The 16,622-nt window shown below is 66.2% G+C and carries 12 protein-coding genes; 7 read left to right on the forward strand and 5 right to left on the reverse strand.

Annotated features, from left to right (window positions below; genetic code table 11):
• The first annotated feature begins 157 nt into the window (after positions 1 to 157).
• Genes ACSMXV_RS17575 through ACSMXV_RS17590 form a run of 4 tightly spaced genes read left to right on the forward strand, consistent with a single transcriptional unit; the run spans position 158 to position 3,890 of the window.
• A complete protein-coding gene (locus tag ACSMXV_RS17575; RefSeq protein WP_473178530.1) occupies positions 158 to 1,393 on the forward strand; it encodes a glycosyltransferase in 1,236 nt (411 codons plus the stop codon).
• An 8-nt stretch (positions 1,394 to 1,401) separates the two neighbouring features.
• On the forward strand, positions 1,402 to 1,917 hold the full coding sequence (locus tag ACSMXV_RS17580; RefSeq protein WP_473178531.1) for a hypothetical protein: 516 nt from the start codon (positions 1,402 to 1,404) through the stop codon (positions 1,915 to 1,917).
• A 9-nt stretch (positions 1,918 to 1,926) separates the two neighbouring features.
• Complete coding sequence (locus ACSMXV_RS17585) at positions 1,927 to 3,273, forward strand: glycosyltransferase (RefSeq protein WP_473178532.1); 1,347 nt, start codon at positions 1,927 to 1,929, stop codon at positions 3,271 to 3,273.
• Positions 3,270 to 3,890, forward strand: coding sequence for a hypothetical protein (locus ACSMXV_RS17590; protein ID WP_473178533.1), 621 nt, complete (start codon positions 3,270 to 3,272; stop codon positions 3,888 to 3,890). Before ACSMXV_RS17585 ends, ACSMXV_RS17590 begins: the two co-directional genes overlap by 4 nt.
• 25 nt (positions 3,891 to 3,915) lie before the next feature.
• Here the strand turns inward: ACSMXV_RS17590 and ACSMXV_RS17595 are convergent, their stop codons facing one another.
• The 5 genes from ACSMXV_RS17595 to ACSMXV_RS17615 all read right to left on the reverse strand — a co-directional run bounded on the left by ACSMXV_RS17595 (position 3,916) and on the right by ACSMXV_RS17615 (position 10,121).
• Positions 3,916 to 4,350 carry a hypothetical protein gene (locus tag ACSMXV_RS17595; protein ID WP_473178534.1) on the reverse strand — a complete coding sequence of 145 codons (435 nt, stop codon included), beginning with the start codon at positions 4,348 to 4,350 and terminating at the stop codon, positions 3,916 to 3,918.
• A 46-nt stretch (positions 4,351 to 4,396) separates the two neighbouring features.
• A complete protein-coding gene (locus ACSMXV_RS17600; RefSeq protein WP_473178535.1) occupies positions 4,397 to 6,421 on the reverse strand; it encodes a N,N-dimethylformamidase beta subunit family domain-containing protein in 2,025 nt (674 codons plus the stop codon).
• Between the two features lie 80 nt (positions 6,422 to 6,501).
• Positions 6,502 to 7,791: a hypothetical protein gene (locus ACSMXV_RS17605; protein WP_473178536.1), complete on the reverse strand. Its 1,290-nt coding sequence runs from the start codon at positions 7,789 to 7,791 to the stop codon at positions 6,502 to 6,504.
• Positions 7,792 to 7,992: 201 nt separating this feature from the next.
• A complete protein-coding gene (locus ACSMXV_RS17610) occupies positions 7,993 to 8,982 on the reverse strand; it encodes a Gfo/Idh/MocA family protein (protein WP_473178973.1) in 990 nt (329 codons plus the stop codon).
• 41 nt (positions 8,983 to 9,023) lie between these two features.
• Positions 9,024 to 10,121 (reverse strand): DegT/DnrJ/EryC1/StrS family aminotransferase, encoded by a 1,098-nt coding sequence (locus ACSMXV_RS17615; RefSeq protein WP_473178537.1) that lies wholly within the window; start codon positions 10,119 to 10,121, stop codon positions 9,024 to 9,026.
• A gap of 680 nt (positions 10,122 to 10,801) precedes the next feature.
• Between ACSMXV_RS17615 and ACSMXV_RS17620 the strand changes: the two genes are divergently transcribed.
• From ACSMXV_RS17620 to ACSMXV_RS17630, 3 genes are read left to right on the forward strand one after another with little or no spacing between them, the layout of a single operon-like run.
• On the forward strand, positions 10,802 to 13,114 hold the full coding sequence (locus tag ACSMXV_RS17620) for a bifunctional glycosyltransferase/CDP-glycerol:glycerophosphate glycerophosphotransferase (RefSeq protein WP_473178538.1): 2,313 nt from the start codon (positions 10,802 to 10,804) through the stop codon (positions 13,112 to 13,114).
• 49 nt (positions 13,115 to 13,163) lie between these two features.
• A complete protein-coding gene (locus tag ACSMXV_RS17625) occupies positions 13,164 to 14,594 on the forward strand; it encodes a D-ribitol-5-phosphate cytidylyltransferase (RefSeq protein ID WP_473178539.1) in 1,431 nt (476 codons plus the stop codon).
• Entirely contained in the window at positions 14,591 to 16,618 is a 2,028-nt protein-coding gene (locus ACSMXV_RS17630) for a hypothetical protein (RefSeq protein ID WP_473178540.1), read from the forward strand. The genes ACSMXV_RS17625 and ACSMXV_RS17630 overlap by 4 nt, the downstream gene beginning before the upstream one ends.
• Positions 16,619 to 16,622 lie beyond the last annotated feature (4 nt).

Below are 16,622 nucleotides of genomic sequence, written 5' to 3' on the forward strand. Positions count from 1 at the left end.
GGAGCAAAGGTCCGAAACGGGTATATAAGGCATCCAACTATTCACCTCTGTGTGGGAATTCCACCGTCCCATCCAGCCCTGAGCGATCGCAGCTCGTTGGGCACGGAAGAGAAATTTCCTCCTGCCCCGGCCGACGCACAGCGAAGGACCCCAACGAGTGCGCAAGACTCCGATCAAGGACGTGGCCGTCGTCACCCCCTGGTACCCGACCACAGAACAGCCTTTCGCTGGAGCCTTCGTCCAAGCCATGGTCGAGGCGACGGCTCCTGGTTGCGACCGCGTCAGCGTTTACCACTGCGACGGATGGGTCTCTCCCGAACGGGGCTACGGCGAGGTCATGCGGACTCATCGACGTCTTCTCCCCGTCACAGCGCGCACCGCCCCCACCGTGGCGGGCGCCCGACTCACCTACGTTCCGGCGCTGTTCCAGCGGAGGCGGGGCTGGTTCGAGCTCGCCGGGGCCTACCGCGACTGTCTGAACGCCGCGCTGGGCGGCCGTCCGATTGAGGCTCCGGTCGTCCACGCCCATGTGGGACTCCGCGGCGGCTGGGTGGCGCTGGAGAACGCACGCCGCGACGCCCAGGTGTTCGTCACCGAGCACGCGACCTTCATCGACAAGGTGCTGGAACACCCTGAGGGGCGCGAACTGTACGGCGAAGTGCTCGAACGCTGCACCAGGTTCTTCGCCGTTGGTGAGAAGGTGCGCCGTCCCATCGTGGAGGCCTTCCCCGAGCACGCGGACCGCATCGGCATCATCCCCAATCCCATCGCCTTCGGCCCCTCGCGCCTGACACCCGTGACCCGGCTGCGTCGATGGCTCTTCGTCGGCTTTCTGATCGAACGCAAGGGGGTGGCGCTGCTGTTGGAAGCCTTCGCCCGGTGCCACGCGGAGGACCCGGAGCTGACGCTCACCTTCGTCGGAGACGGCGCCCTGCGTGAGCCCCTGCAGCGGCGGGCTGCGGAGCTGGGGCTGGGCGATGCGGTCACCTTCACCGGGGCCGTTCCGCCCTCCGAGGCCCTGCGCCTCATGCATGAGCACGACCTCCTTGTGCACCCCAGCCGGCTCGAGACGTTCGGCATGACCGTCGTCGAGGCCATCGCCGCCGGACTGCCCGTCCTGGTCACCCGTAGCGGGGGCCCTCAAGAGGTACTGGCAGGGATCGAGGACGATGCCGCGCAGTTCGTCGATGTGGACGACGATCCGGAGACGATCACCGACGGCTACCGGAGCCTGTGTGCCCGCTTCCCACAGGAATTGGACCTGGCGGGCGCCCGGCGCCATCTCGAGGCGTGTTACGGGCACGAAGCCGTGGCCCGCGCCCATCACGCCCACTGGTTCCCGGACCAGCGCGTCCCCCTCCCGTCGCAGACCCCCACCCAGCATGTGAGGTGACCAGACCCATGCGAGTCGTTTTCCTGGCACTCAACGCGACCCGCCGTCGGGCCGTCGTCAGCGAGTCCGCCGAGGTCGTCGCCTCCGGCGGGCACGCCGTCGTGATCGTGGCGAGCCGGAAAGCATGGAAGGAGGACACCTTCGCCCAAGGGGTCGATGTAGTGGAGCTGTCCCGGCTCGAACTGCGCCATACGCCCAGGCTCCTGGAGTGGCTGCTGCTCTTCAGAATCCCACGCGCCATGTCCGCACTGCTCGGACGTGGTCCGCTCAGACAGTTTGTACGCCGTGCGGAACGCGCCTACGAGCGTCGGCTCGCCCTGCCCGTGCACCGCAGGATCTTCACGCCGGTATACCGCAGGCTGTGCGGCGATGTACGACAGCGTCTGCTGAAGGAACAGGTCCTCGGCAGTTCGGCCGAGCTGATCGTGCTGGCCGACTCGGCGGCCATGCCATACGCCCCGCAGTTCCTCGACGCCGCCCTCGTCCCACCTCCCCGCATGGCGTACAGCCTCCGTCACGTCTGAGAGACCCCCATGACATCCACTCGCGCACGCAGGCCCCGCGTGTTGTATCTGGCCTTCTACTTCCCTCCGTCAAGGGCCAGCGGCGTCTTCCGCGCGCGGGCCACCGCCAACCATCTGGCGCGCCGCGACTGGGACGTGACGGTGTGCGCCAGCCCGCTGGACTTCCTGCACAAGGTCATCGGCTCGACGGATGATGAGCTGCTCGCCACGCTCGACCCGCGTGTCAACGTCGAGCGGCCTTCGCTGAATCAGTACGTCTGGCAGCGGGACGCGCGTGACTTCGGCCTGCTGCGCAGGACGTTTCCGTACACCACGCGGAAGGCCTACACCTGGACACAGCGGCGGCTCTTCCCCGAGCACTACGCGTCCTGGTCCTTCGCGGCTCTCAGACGCGGTCTCGCGCTCCACGCGCGCCGCCGCTTCGACGTCGTCGTCGCCACAGGCAACCCCTTCTCCTCATTCGCGGCCGCTTGGCTCTTCCATCGCCTCACCGGCGTTCCATACGTGCTCGACTACCGGGACTCCTGGACGCTGAACCAGTTCACCGACGAGCTCGCCCGCCCCGAGGGGGATGCCATCCACACGTGGGAGCGCCGAGTCGTGGGCAGCGCCGCTGAAGTGGTCTTCGTCAACGAGGCGATGCGCACCTGGCACGCGGAACGCCATCCCAGTGCCGCGGAACGGATGACGGTGGTGCCCAACGGCTGGGACTACGAACTGCTCGATCTTCCGCCGCGCGACCTCTCCGCGCGGGTCGCACCGCGCCCGGTTCGTTTCTCCTTCCTCGGTACGGTCACAGGCGTGCAGCCTGTCGAGGAAATGCTGTCCTCCTTCCGGAAGCTACGTCGGCATGCCGACTTCACCGATGCGGAGCTGCACATCCACGGCCATCTGGGCTTCTTCAGAGGCGCCGATGCCGCGCTGCAGAGAAGACTGTTCCCCGAAGCGGACGGCGGCCGGGACTCCGGGGTGCGGCTGCGCGGGCCGGTGCCCAAGACGAAGGTCGCCGACGTCTATCGGGAGAGCGACGTGCTGGTCTTCCTCACCGGCGGGGCGCGCTACGTGACCTCCGGCAAGATCTTCGAGTACATGGCCACCGGCCTGCCGATCGTCTCGGTGCACGGACCCGGAATCGCCGCGGAGGAGGTCCTCAGGGGCTATCCCCTCTGGTACAACGCGAACAGTCTTGAGGCTTCGGCCGTGGCGGACATGATGATCTCGGCCGCGAAGGCCGCTCGCAGCCTCTCCCTCAAGAGCCACCTGGCAGCCCGTCGGCATGCGGACAAGTACGAACGTGACGTCGTTCTGGACCCTTTCGAAAAACGTCTGCGCGCACTGGTGAGGAGGAAGTCATGACCGCGGTCACCGACCCCGTGGACGGTGGTCCCAGCATGGAGCGGAAGCGACCCCGCGTGGTCCTCGTCTCGCACGCCAAGGCCGTGCCGCAGCCGGTGCTGAGCTATGCCCTTTATCTGGTGCGGCGTGGCGTGGCCGTGGACCTGGTGGCCCTGTCGGCCCCGCCCTTCCCCGATCCTGCGAAGTTTCCGCATTTCCGGGCGATCACGGTGAAGGCCGCAGAGGAACGGCACCCGGTGAAATGGCTGCAGTCGACGGTGCTGTATCGACTGCCACTGGCCGTGCTGAACCTCCTCCGCCGAGTAGCCCGCCGCCTCCCCGGCGGCGGCCCCGTGCTCCGCATGGAGCGACTGGCGCGGCGCGTCCACCGTCGAGTCGCCGACGCCGTCAACCTCCGGCTCTTCTGGCCCGTCTACAACCACGTGCGGCCCATGGTGCTGGCACGGATCTCGCGGCGCGCACTGCGGGGTATCGGCTTCAGCGGCGTCGACCGAGTCGTGTTCACGGACACATCGACGGAGCGCCTCGCCTGGCAACTTGCCCGCCGCCACCCAGAGTTGACCGTTACGACGGCCCGTGACCGTGAGCCGTACGAGCATCTGGCGTCCACTGCGTGACGCGGGCCGAGCTGTATCCCTGACTTCAGTAGAGCCAACCCGACGTTGTTTCGGCACAAACCGGCCCGAGGGTCACGCAGTCACCGCTGGCCACCGGGCACACCCGCAAGGTGAAGCAGTGCTGGAGGTCACCGTAGAAATAGCCGATAACGACCTCCCCCGCCTCCACCGTCACCGTGCGCGGACGTGCTTCGGGGCCTCCGTCCACATCCAGATACGACACCGTGTAGCTTGCAGGCGCATTATCGCCGTTCGTGATCGCGTACTCGATGCACGTTGCGTCCTGGACCTGTCGAGCCGTGACGCAGGCCTGCGTACTGCCCAGCATTCCGCAGGCGCTGTGGCTCCGTCTTCCCCCTCCTCCCGCGGGCTTCGCCCAGGCAGCAGGGGTGGGGAGACCCAGCGTAATGCTCGTCGTCGCGGCGCCGACCAATACGGTGCGACGCGAGATCTCCTTCATTTCCCTCCTCTACATCGGCGAAGCGGCGAAGGAACGCCACTCTGTCCTAAGCAACCGCCGCCGTGAACGCATTCAGCAGGATTCGCCGGATCGCGGCATCTTGCGGCACGGCACCGTTGAAGCACAGGGACCCGACCGAGAACACCCAGCCGTCGTTGGGCTTGGGCACGTAGAGCATTTCGGCCCCTCCGTCCATATTGAGGCCTTCGGCGATGAGCACCGCCCCGGGCTCCGGACCTACCCGCCTGTCGACTTCCCAGCCGCTGGCCGCACCGTTGTAGGCAGAGCTGCCGAAATTGCTACCCACGCTGAGGCCCGTGCCATCCAGGAAGGGGTGGTCATTGCGCACCTGGTACGGCGCGAACGTAAAAAACGATGGCGAGAAGTACCGTACGCCGAGAATCTGCGTCTCGGACTGCCCCGACTCTCGAAAAACATCTCGCGTACCATCGGGCCGCCGGAAAATGATGGCTTGACCGTCCGGAGTGTACTGCACCCGCTCGTAGATTCCGTTCCCGCCGGTGTAGATGATACGACCGCCGGCGTTCTGGAAGTCGACCACGTTCTGCCGCGCGGTCTCCGTGAAATACTCCGGATGGCTCATCAGCACCAGCGCTCGATAATTCGGCAGCCAACTGTTTCCGGTGGTATGCAGATCATTGTCGGTGTAGCAGTCGAAACTGATTCCCGCCGATGTCATCCAGCGCAACAGCAGCAGGTCGCTGTAGAGCAGGTGATCGATGAGTCCGGTGGCCGACACATATGTTTCGACCTTGTCCATTCCCATGTTCGGACGCGCCAAGGTGATGGTGCGCTGCACGCCCACTTGACCACGCGTGTACTGGTTGTGCCCGCCCCAGAAATTGTAGGCGTTATAAGTATTGGTGGGCAGCAGGACAGCGATCTGCTGCTGCGGCGAGGTCGGCTTCACCACGAACATCACATTGTGTGTGCCGCCCCACGGCACTGATTTCAGTTGTGAGGCGTAAACACCGGAAGTCCAGTCCGCACCGGCGGAAACCGAAAACGACGAGCTCCAGCCGCACCCCGCGCTGCGATATCCGCTCTGCAGCAACTGAAGCTGCCCCGCTCGGGTGACCGGTGGGGTGACAGGCACAGGATTGCCGGTGGCAGGAGCGAGGCGCACAGTAGAGGAGGTGTACGGAGAAAAGGTCGTGGAGACGTGAATGTCGAGACTCGCGCCCTGCTGGACGGACAGCGAGCTCGGGTAGCCCTGCAACGCCGCGGAAGCCTGGCTACTGAAGCCACGCCCCACCTGGATCGAGACACCATCGTTGTACCATTCGATCCCGCTCGAGTCGATGGTTTCGGAGTTGCGCAGACGATTCCATGTGAGTTCGTTATCGCGCCCCGGCACTGTGGCGGTACTCAGTCTGATCGTGTATACGGTGCCGGAGCCGTTCGAGAAGGTTTGTTTCTGGGTGACCCCCAGAAGGCCGAGGTCGATGCGGCGGCCATTGTTCGCCCAGACCGACGATCCGTTTGTGCCGAGATAGCGATACCAGTTGAGCGAGCCACCACCTCCTTGGCCATAAATGACTCCGTTCGGATCAGCGAACAGAGCACCGAACTTGTTCCAGCCCTGACCGATCTTCGCACCGGAATTCGCTGCCCAGCGAGACGAGCCGTCATTTCCGATGTATCGATACCAGAACAGGCTTCCGCTGCCGTCCTCTCCGTAGATCACGTTGTTCCACCCACCGAGGAGCCGAGGGAATCTGTCCCACTTGACACCGATCCGACTGCCACTCGAGCCGTGCCAACGCCCTGCGCCGGTGTTGATGTCGGTCACGGTGTATCGGTACCACAGCAGATCCCCGTTCGGCCGGAAGGCGAAGATCTGCCCGTCGGCGGCGGCCAGCACATAACGAAACTGATGCCACTTGGTGCCGATGAGCCGGCCCTCGCCGGAGTTCGCCCAGGTTGTGGCACCAGAATCCCATCCCCTATGGCGGTACCAGTACAGATTGCCGTCGGCCTGGATCCCGTAAATAATCCCGTTGCCGCCGGGCACCAGTTGCAGGAACCGCTGTTCAGGGTCGTAACTCATATCACCTTGACCCTATTTCAGATGGATACGATATGGCGAGTCCGCATCTGCGTGCCTAATTCGCCACAAAAGCCCCGCTGTCAACGCTCACAGATTGACCCTGGGCGCCACGCCGCAACACGCTGCGACGAGACAACTCTCGCCTTTCCGGCGGTTACGTTCCACTGGTCCAGACGCACTTCGACCCTCGTTAGATGCCGGTTGTAGAGCGCGGCATATTCCGCGTCGATGCGAGTGGCCCGGTTCAAGGCCTTGCACTGGTCAGTGGAACGGATGGCTCCAGCATAAATAATTCGAACACGCCTATCGAAAACGGGCGGCACCTTCGGAGAAATCTCGAAACGCAAGCGGTTTACAGTCGGCCCATGGAGGCTCGAATACATGGTGTTGGCAGTGAACGGATACGCGAGAAGATACCTATCCGCTTTCGTCCAGGCCGTTGCAGTCTGAACTACCGCCACAGTGGTGACCATGGCCGCAACCAGTGGCCAGCGCCGAGAAGCAATGTGGAGGGCAACCCCTCGGTCGAAGTCAAGGAAGAGGACTCCTAGCGGCACCATTTCCCATCCGAACAAAACCATGATGGTGGACAGTCCGATAGTCTCGGCCAACCATGCGCCGGCAGCGACCAACTGAGCCGACCGCCAACGCAGCAGCGGAAGCATAAGCGCCATCACAGACTGTGCCATCAGGTTCCCCAAGGCCATCAGGCGTGCCAGCGTCGGCTCCGCAAGCGCCAGTGAAACGACCCACGGAGGCGTTTCACCGATCACCAAGAACCGCAGCGAAAAGATGTGGCGCAGATTCTCTGAGAGCGCCCAGTCGATTCCGCTGACGCTCATCTTCCAGTAAAAGGCATTGAAAAAGAAGACCGCGAGCATGAATTGCGCTCCCCGCAGCGGCAGGCCATAGGCCAGGCCACGGGCAGGCACATTGTGCCGCTTTCGACTGTCCAGCGACCATGCATCGCCCAGGCGGGCGAACAGGAGTGGAAGGCCTGCGAGGAACGTGGCCGACTCGCCATGGCTCCAAAAATCCCCGAAAGAGAACGAAACGGACACCAAAACAATGGAGGCCCAATACGCCACCCACATCGCCAAGCCGGACAAGAACCCCACGAAGAGAGAGGCGACCGCCACTACAGCGACAGCCAGCAACGTATAGAGAACCGGCTCCGTCAATGCGTCATAGGGGATGAATTTTACTATCCCTACAGGCTGGTACAGTGATTCCGGCTGAGCCGAAGAGAATTTCGGCGTCAACAAGTGGCGACGCAAGACCAGCAGGAGTGATACAGCGAACGCCATACGAGCGACTGCGGCGCTGCGCGCACCTGGCTGCTCGAAATAGAAGCGGAGTGCATTGGACACTCGGGGAATTTACCAATACTCAGAACGCATCGCACACCGACACGACGGGATATATTTATACACTTGCTGTGCCGAGTCGTTAATTCGGCGCATACGGCAAGCCAATTAACGACTCGGCACAGCAGAATCAGGCTGTACAGCACCACGAGCCGCGCGCCCCAGGAGCGCAGGCAGGAAGAAGACTCTCCCCGTTGGGACTTGTCACGGCCGCCGTCTCACCGCCGCAAGGGCCCGGTCCGGACTCCGCAGCGGCATGGCCGCCCTCCGCCGGGCCGAGTCGAGCACCGCCTCCGCGACCTCGACAGTCCTGAGGCCCTGGCCGAGCGTGACGATGTCCGTGACCTTGCCCTCCACGGCGTCACGGAACTGTTCGTGCTCGACGAGCAGCGGTTCCCGTTTCGGGATCGCGAACCGGGTGGTGTCGCCCTCGGCGACTCCACGGAAGGCCCGCAGTGTCTCCCACTCCGTGGTCGCCGCGCCGTTGGCGTGGAAGGTGAGATCGGCGCTGAGAGTATCCGCGACGAAGCAGCCGCGCTCTCCGGTGACGGCGATGAATCGTTCCTTGAGCGGGCTCAGCCAGTTGACGAGATGGCTGACGAGAGTGCCGTCCGTGAGGTCGCCGACGGCCGTCACCATGTCCTCGTGCGGCCTGCCGCTCTTGGAGAGGGTGTGCGCGGACACGGAGTTGTAGTCGTGCCCGGTGACCCAGCTGGTGAGATCGATGTCGTGGGTGGCCAGGTCCTTGACCACGCCGACGTCGGCGATGCGGTGCGGGAAGGGTCCCTGGCGCCGGGTGACGATCTGGAACACCTCGCCCAGTTCACCCGCCTCCAGGCGTGAACGCAGGCTCTGGAGCGCCGGGTTGAACCGCTCGATGTGTCCGACTCCGGCGACCAGACCGGCCCTGTCGAAAGCGTCGACCAGCCGTCGGGCCGCGGCAGCCGAGTGCGCGAGCGGCTTCTCGATCAGAGCACAGACACCGCTCTCGGCGAGCACGAGGCCCACTTCCTCGTGCAGCGCCGTGGGGCAGGCGACCACGGCGTAGTCGACTCCGAGGGCAAGCAGTTCCGGCAACGTTGCGACGACGGGGGCGCCGCGTGCCGCACCCGCCCGGTCGCCTGCCGGATCCATGACGCCGACGAGCTCGACACCGCTGAGCGACATCAGAACGCGCGCGTGGTTGCGCCCCATCGCGCCGAGTCCGATGAGCCCCACACGCAGTGTCCGCGTACTCACCGTGCACCTCCGGCGATGCTCACGGCCTCGGCGACCCGCTCCAGCTCCCGCTGCGTGAGGGTGGGGTGGACCGGCAGCGAGAGCACCTCGGCGGCGGCCCGGTCGGTCTCGGGCAGGGGCGGTCGGCCCGGGTCCAAGTAGGGCGTCAGACGGTGAATCGGCGTCGGGTAGTACACCGCGCTGCCGATGCCCTTACGCTCCAGTTCCTGCTGCGCCGCGTCCCGGCGGCCGTCGGGAATGCGGACCGTGTACTGGTGGTACACGTGCCGGGCGCCGTCCGCCACCTGCGGCACGGCCAGCCCCTGGATGAGGGAGTCGAGCACCTTGGCGTTGGCCCGCCGCCGCTCGTTCCAGGCAGGAAGCTGCTTCAACTGCTCGCGGCCGACGGCCGCCGCGACATCGGTCATCCGCATGTTGGCGCCGACGATCTCGTTCGCGTACCGCTGCTCCATGCCCTGGTTGCGCAGCAGTCGCAGCACCCGGGCCAGCTGGGGGTCGCCTGTGGTGATCATGCCGCCCTCAAGGGAGTGCATGTTCTTCGTCGGATAGAAGCTGAAGCATCCGGCCTGCCCAAACGTTCCGACAGGCCGGCCGTGGAGCGCGGCACCGTGCGCCTGGCAGGCGTCCTCCAGTACGGCGAGCCCATGGCGCTCGGCCAGCCACATCAGCCGGTCCATGGCCGCCGGGTGTCCGTACAGGTGCACAGGCATCAGCGCCGCGGTGCGCGGTCCGATCAGGGAGGCAGCGGCGACCGGATCGAGACAGTAGGTGTGGAGGTCGATGTCCGCGAAGACGGGCTCGGCGCCCACCAGGCGTACGGCGTTGGCCGTGGCGGCGAAGGAGAAGGACGGCACCACGACCTCGTCGCCCGGTCCGATGCCGAGCCCCATCAGGCTCAACTGGAGAGCGGAGGTACCGGAGTTGACAGCGATGCAGGCCCGGCCGTCGACCTGGTCGGAGAACTCCTCCTCGAATGCGGCCACTTCGGGCCCTTGGACTACACGGCCGCTGCGCAGCACCCGTACGGCGGCTTCGATTTCGGCATCGGCGATCACGGGCCGGGCAGCCGGGATCGACTGGATGGACCTGCTCATGGACAGTCTCCGTTTCGGGAACGAGAGCGTCGGCCTGCCTTCAACCTCCGTTTCCCGAGGGGGGTTTCCGGTGCTTGAGCGCTATCCACTCCGGTGGGTTAGGAAGAAACGATTCGCCGGTTACTTCGTCGCATGCATTTGTTCGGGCGGCGATGGTTTTCCTGATCTACGACCCCAGCGATGGCACGCTGAGCGGCGAAACCACGACCCGCCAGTCCGGTGTGCCGGGAGGGCGTTGGCCTGGGTGTGGCGGCGGACCAGCCTGCCGTCGCGGCGAAGCAGGCGGCGTAATCGAATTCCTCCCACTCTCACGACTCACGACTCACGACCGCAACGAAGCAGGAAGAAGTGAATTGACTTCTCGAATCGACCTCGTTGACCTCATGAATTGACTTCGCCTATTGATCTTCCTGATTGAGTGGGCGAATTGAGGGGACGAAGCAATCGCATCGATCCTCCGGCAAGCCGGTTTTCACGAAGCGCTCCGTTCACGAAGCGCTCGGACGAGCCTCGATGCGACCCGGCTGGCCGGGGTACCCGCCTGCGGGTGACACGGCCGGCGCCGAGGTCCCCCCGCCGCTTCCTCTGCCGGCTTCCCCCGTATGCCGCAATCCGGCGTAACTCACCCACCCTATTGGTCGTTTCAGCGTCATATGCCGTTAACGACCTATGGATGCACCTTGCCTCGGTTCAGTGTGATCGTCCCCGTGTATGGGGTGGAGGCTCATCTGCACGCATGCCTCGAATCCGTACTGGACCAGTCGTTCACGGACTTCGAGCTGATCGCCGTCGACGACTGCTCACCCGACGGCAGCGGTGCCATCGTCGACGAGTTCGCGGCCCGCGACTCGCGCGTCACCGCGGTCCATCTGCCGGAGAACGCAGGCCTCGGCCCGGCCCGGAACGTCGGCCTCGACCGCGCCATCGGCGAGTACGTCATCTTCCTGGACAGCGACGACACGCTCACCCCGCACGCGCTGCAGGCGATCTCTGACCGGATCAAGGACACGGACCACCCCGATGTCCTGGTCTACGACTACGTGAGGGCGTACTGGAACGGCAGGACGGCTCGTGACCGTTTCGCGGCCGAGCTCGCCCAACAAGGCCCTGCCGTCTTCCAACTCGCGGACCGGCCCAGCCTGCTGCAGGTGCTCCACGTGGTCTGGAACAAGGCGTACCGTCGCGCATTCCTCCAGCAGAAAGGTTTCACCTTCGCGCCGGGCTACTACGAGGACGTCGCCTGGACCTATCCCGTGCTGCTGACCGCCGAGTCGATCGCGGTGCTCGACCGGGTCTGCGTGCACTACCGGCAGCGCAGGCACGGAGCCATCACCCGCACCTCCAGCTCTCGGCACTTCGAGATCTTCGAGCAGTACGACCGGGTCTTCGCCCACCTCGAGGCGCACCCCGAACTCGCGTACTGGCGCCCCCTCGTCTTCGCACGGATGGTTGACCACTTCAGCACCGTGTTCACGGCGCGCGGCCGGCTCCCGCGCGGCAGCCGCGCCGCGTTCCTGCGCCGGGCCCGCACGCACTGCCGCCGCCACCAGACCCCCGGTGCGCCTCCTGCCACGTGGCGCTCCAAGGCCCGGCACGCGCTGGTACGGGCGGGTGCGCACCGCACCTTCCGCACGTTCTCGGCCCTGAGGGCCCTCCAGAGCCGCGCTCGCCGCCTTGCCGGCGCCCTGCGCCGCGTGCTCAGGGCCAGGGCGCTCCGGCTCCACTACCGCATCCAGCTGCGCCTGCCCCTGCGCGAGAAACACGCCGTGTTCTCCGCGTACTGGGGCCGCGGTTACCGCTGCAACCCCGCGGCCATCGAGGAGAAGGCCCGGGAAATGGTGCCCGGCATCCGCACCGCCTGGATCGCAGATCCCGGACACCACGAGAGCATCCCCGCGGCCACGAAATGCCTCACGCCCGGCTCAGCCGCCTACTGGACCGCCCTCGCCCGCTCCAAGTACCTCGTCAACAACGTCAACTTCGACCGCAGACTGGTCAAGCGCCGCGGCCAGATCTTCCTCCAGACCCAGCACGGCACTCCCCTCAAACACATGGGTCTCGATTTGATGGAGCGGCCTGCCGCAGCACGGGGCATGGACTTCGCACAGCTGATGACCAATGCCGATAAGTGGGATTACCTGCTTTCTTCGAATCCCCATTCATCACGCGTTTGGAGAAACGTTTTTCCAGCCGCTTACACGACGCTCGAATACGGCTACCCCCGCAACGACATCTACCAGCACGCCACCGCCGAGGACGTCGCCCGCCTGCGTCAGTCCTTCGGCATCCCCCGCGACTCCGTCGCGATCCTCTACGCCCCCACCCACCGCGACTACCGCCGCACCCCACGCCACTCCCTCGACCTGGAGCGGATGCTCCGCGCCCTCGGCCCCGGCTTCACGGTGCTGACCCGCGCGCACTACTTCTACGACACACGCTTCGCAGGTGCAGAAACGTCACTGCCGATCGATGGCCATGCAGGAACGTCACAGCTGATCGACGTCTCGAAGTGCCCACACATCGAGTCCCTCTGCTTGGCGAGCGATGTGCTGGTCACCGACTTCTCCTCGCTCATGTTCGACTACGCCAACCTCGACCGCCCCATCGTCATCTACGCCGACGACTGGCAGGCCTACGAGGCAGCCCGCGGCACCTACTTCGACCTCAGGTCCTTCCCACCCGGACCCGTCGCACAGACCGAGGACGAACTCATCGACATCTTCGCCACCGGCACATGGCGCAGCACCCGCTCCACCCAGCACCGCGCCGCCTTCCGCCAACGCTTCTGCCCCTACGACGACGGACGCGCTGCCGAACGCGTCGTACGACATGTCTTCCTCGGCGAAACCGCGGGCCTCCCGTCCTTCGTGCCGCTCCAGGACCGCCGCCCCGCCCCCGCCGCCGTCGCCATCACCGCCGAGTCGTCCGTCTCCGATCTGCCCACCGAACAACCCCAGGCCGCCGCCCGTCGCTCCCCGCTCGTCGAACCGTGAGCGTCAGCCCGAGCCCCCCACTCAGCACGGAAGGATCACGTACCTCCCCATGGCACCGATGCGTACCACTGCTGTCGTCCTCGCCGGAGGCACCGGACAGCGCGTGGGCCTCGCCCTCCCCAAACAGTTCGTCAAGATCGCGGGGAGGAGCGTCCTCGAGCACACTCTCGGGATCTTCGAGGAAGCCCCGGGCGTGGACGAGGTCCTGCTGATGATGACGCCCGGATACGTGGGGCGGGCTGAGGAGATCGTCGCGAAGAAAGGATTCACCAAGATCGTGCGCGTGCTGGAGGGCGGGGCCACACGCAACGAGACCACCGAGCGCGCCATCGGCTTCCTGACGGCCCGGATCCCCGAAGGGGAGGACCAGAAAGTCCTCTTCCACGACGCCGTACGCCCTCTGCTCTCTCAGCGGATCGTCGCCGACTGCATCGCCGCCCTCGACACCCACGACGCCGTCGACGTGGCCATTCCCACCGCGGACACCATCATCGTCACGCGCACGCACGGCGCGGACGGCGAGTACATCACCGACATCCCGGACCGCGGCCGGCTGCGCCGGGGCCAGACACCTCAGGCCTTCAGCCTGTCGACGATCCGCAGGGCGTATGAGATCGCCTCCTCGGACCCGTCCTTCCGCGCGACCGACGACTGCTCCGTGGTCCTCAACTACCTGCCTGATGTGCCGATCCATGTCGTCCGGGGCGAGGCGCACAACATGAAGGTGACCGAGCCGGTCGACATCCACATCGCCGACAAGCTCTTCCAGCTCTCCTCGCACACCGTGCCGCCGCAGGCCGACGAAGACGGCTACCGCCGGCTGCTCGCGGGCAAGTCGCTGGTCGTCTTCGGGGGCTCGTACGGCATCGGCGCCGACATCGCCGCCCTGGCCGAGCGGTACGGGGCCACGGTCTTCGCACACGGGCGCAGCACCACCGGCGTGCATATCGAGAACGCCGAGCAGATCGAGAAGGCGCTCGCCGAGGCGCATGCGGTGGCCGGCCGGATCGACTACGTCGTCAACACGGCCGCCGTCCTGCGCGTCGGCCGTCTCAACGAGTGCTCCGACGCGGCCATCCGCGAGGCCCTCGAGGTCAACTACCTGGCTCCTGTGCAGATCGCAAAGGCGGCACACAGGTACCTCGCCGCCAGCCGGGGCCATCTGCTGCTGTACACCTCCAGCAGCTACACGCGCGGGCGCGCGGAGTACAGCCTGTACTCGTCCTCCAAGGCGGCCATGGTCAACCTCACGCAGGCGCTGGCCGACGAGTGGGCGACCGACGGCATCCGGGTCAACTGCGTGAACCCGGAGCGGACCCGCACCCCGATGCGGGTGCGGGCCTTCGGCGACGAGCCCGCGGACTCCCTGCTGACGTCGGAGGCGGTCGCCCGGACATCGATCGACGTGCTGCTGTCCGGCCGCACCGGCCAGGTCATCGACGTCCGCCTCGAGTCGTCCGTGGGGAGCGCTGCACGGTGATCGCGAAACTGCTCTCCGAGCGCCCCTTCTCCTCGATCGGCTTCCTGCTCGCCTATCCGACGCTGGCCCTGGCAGCCGCACTGGGCGACCCGTGGCTCTTCGGAAGTGCCGCTGCCGTGAGTTACGCCGCCGACTGGCGCATCGGTGAGGCCGGCACCTGGCTCTTCACGGCGATGCGCACGGCCCGTGTCGGCCTGACCCTGCGCTTCGTCGTCCGCCAGCTGCTCCTCGTGGTGCTGCTCGCGCGCGCGGACGCCCCCGTCCTGCTCGCGGCCACCACCTTCGTCCTCTTCTACGTGCTCCAGGCGCCGCAGAGCCTGCTCCTGACGCTCATCAAGCGGGCCCGCAGGCTCCCTGTGGTGACCCGGAACATCGACCTGGGGCCGCTGCGTATCCCGGACACCCCTTCGCCGCTGCTCACGCTCAGGGGATTCGAGAAGATCATGCATGCCGACGTGCCCGCTGTCGCGGGACTCCTCGCGTGGGTCGCGACGGGAAGCACGGCAGCCGGGACGGTGGGCTGTGCCGCCACCGTCACCCTGGTCATCGCCTATGACATGGCGCTGCTGCCGGCCTTCCTGGAGGCCCGGACCACGCCCGACGACAAACGGGTCCTCGCCTTCGCCGACCACTGGCTGCAGGAGAACCGGCCCACGGTGGTCCTCTACTTCAGCGGCATGAAGTCCTCCGCCTACCAGATCAACATGTGGCTCAAGACGCTGGAGGCGCTGGACGCCCGCGCGATGGTTCTCCTGCGTGAGCGCCACATCCTCGCCGATCTGGCCCCCACAACGCTGCCAGTGATGTGCGTGTCGAACGCGAACCACGTGATGAGCCTCGACTTCAGCTCCGCACGCGTGGTGTTCTACGCGTCCAACGTCGGGCCGAACATCCACATGCTCCGCATCCCGACCGCCAGGCACGTCTTCATCGGCCACGGCGACAGCGACAAGCAGGCGTCGGTCAACCCGTACGCCAAGGTCTACGACGAGGTGTGGACGGCAGGCCGGGCCGGGCGCGACCGCTGGGCGGGTGCGGACGTGGGCGTACGGGACGAGGACATCGTCGAGGTGGGCAGGCCGCAACTCGCCCCGGTCCGGCGGGCGGTGGAGGAGGCCCGCACGCCGCTGACCGTTCTGTACGCGCCGACCTGGGAGAGCTGGGAGCCGGAGCCGGGCGTCACCTCGCTCACGGATTCGGGTGAGTTGATCATCAAGGCGCTGCTCGCCGCCCCCGTCGAGGTGCGCATCCTGTACAAGCCGCACCCCTACACGGGTGTACGGGACCCGAGGGCGAAGCAGGCGCACGAGCGCATCGTGGCCCTGCTGCAGGAGGCCAACGCCGCCCGCCCCGCCGCGCCCGCGGACCCCCTGCTCACGGCCGAACGCCTGCGCGTCGAGGCGCAGTGGCGCTCGGCCCAGGCGCCGGGCCGAGCGCGGGCGGACGAGGCCGAGCGCGCTCGTGACTCCCTGCTGACCGCGGAGGACGCCGGCGTCCTGGAAAGTCTTAGGGAGCGCCGGGACGCGCTGTTCTGGGCCTCCCACGCCCCGGAGCAGCACATCGTGATCGATGCGGACGGCCCACATCTGTACTCGTGCTTCAACGAGTGCGACCTGCTCGTCTCCGACATCTCCAGCGTCGTCTCCGATTTCGTCGCGAGCGGAAAGCCGTACGCCATCGTCGACGGCGCCGAGCTGGGCGAGCAGGAATTCCGGCGCCGTTATACGGCGGCCCTGGGGGCATTCGTCCTCACTCCGGACGCGTCGGGGCTGCATGACGTGCTGCTGGTCGCCGCCGGAAAGGAGCCCGACACCATGCGGGAAACCCGCGCGGACGTACAGCACTATCTGCTCGGCCCCGACGAGCCGGATTCGATGACCCGTTTCAACAGGGCGGTCCAACGTCTCACCCACGGAGCGGAATCCGTTCCCGCATGGGCAACCCAGGTCGTGCCCCAGCAACCACCCGTCGAGGAATCGGCGACAGCAACGTCCAGCACAACTCAGAACTCAGGGAGTCGTTGACCAG

It is taken from the genome of Streptomyces sp. DSM 42067, assembly GCF_055792885.1.

Coding starts and splice junctions, on each gene's coding strand:
- ACSMXV_RS17580 (WP_473178531.1), top strand. CDS start 1,402: ATGCGAGTCGTTTTCCTGGCACTCAACGCGACCCGCCGTCGGGCCGTC.
- ACSMXV_RS17585 (WP_473178532.1), top strand. CDS start 1,927: ATGACATCCACTCGCGCACGCAGGCCCCGCGTGTTGTATCTGGCCTTC.
- ACSMXV_RS17590 (WP_473178533.1), top strand. CDS start 3,270: ATGACCGCGGTCACCGACCCCGTGGACGGTGGTCCCAGCATGGAGCGG.
- ACSMXV_RS17595 (WP_473178534.1), bottom strand. CDS start 4,350: ATGAAGGAGATCTCGCGTCGCACCGTATTGGTCGGCGCCGCGACGACG.
- ACSMXV_RS17600 (WP_473178535.1), bottom strand. CDS start 6,421: ATGAGTTACGACCCTGAACAGCGGTTCCTGCAACTGGTGCCCGGCGGC.
- ACSMXV_RS17610 (WP_473178973.1), bottom strand. CDS start 8,982: ATGGGGCGCAACCACGCGCGCGTTCTGATGTCGCTCAGCGGTGTCGAG.
- ACSMXV_RS17615 (WP_473178537.1), bottom strand. CDS start 10,121: ATGAGCAGGTCCATCCAGTCGATCCCGGCTGCCCGGCCCGTGATCGCC.
- ACSMXV_RS17625 (WP_473178539.1), top strand. CDS start 13,164: ATGGCACCGATGCGTACCACTGCTGTCGTCCTCGCCGGAGGCACCGGA.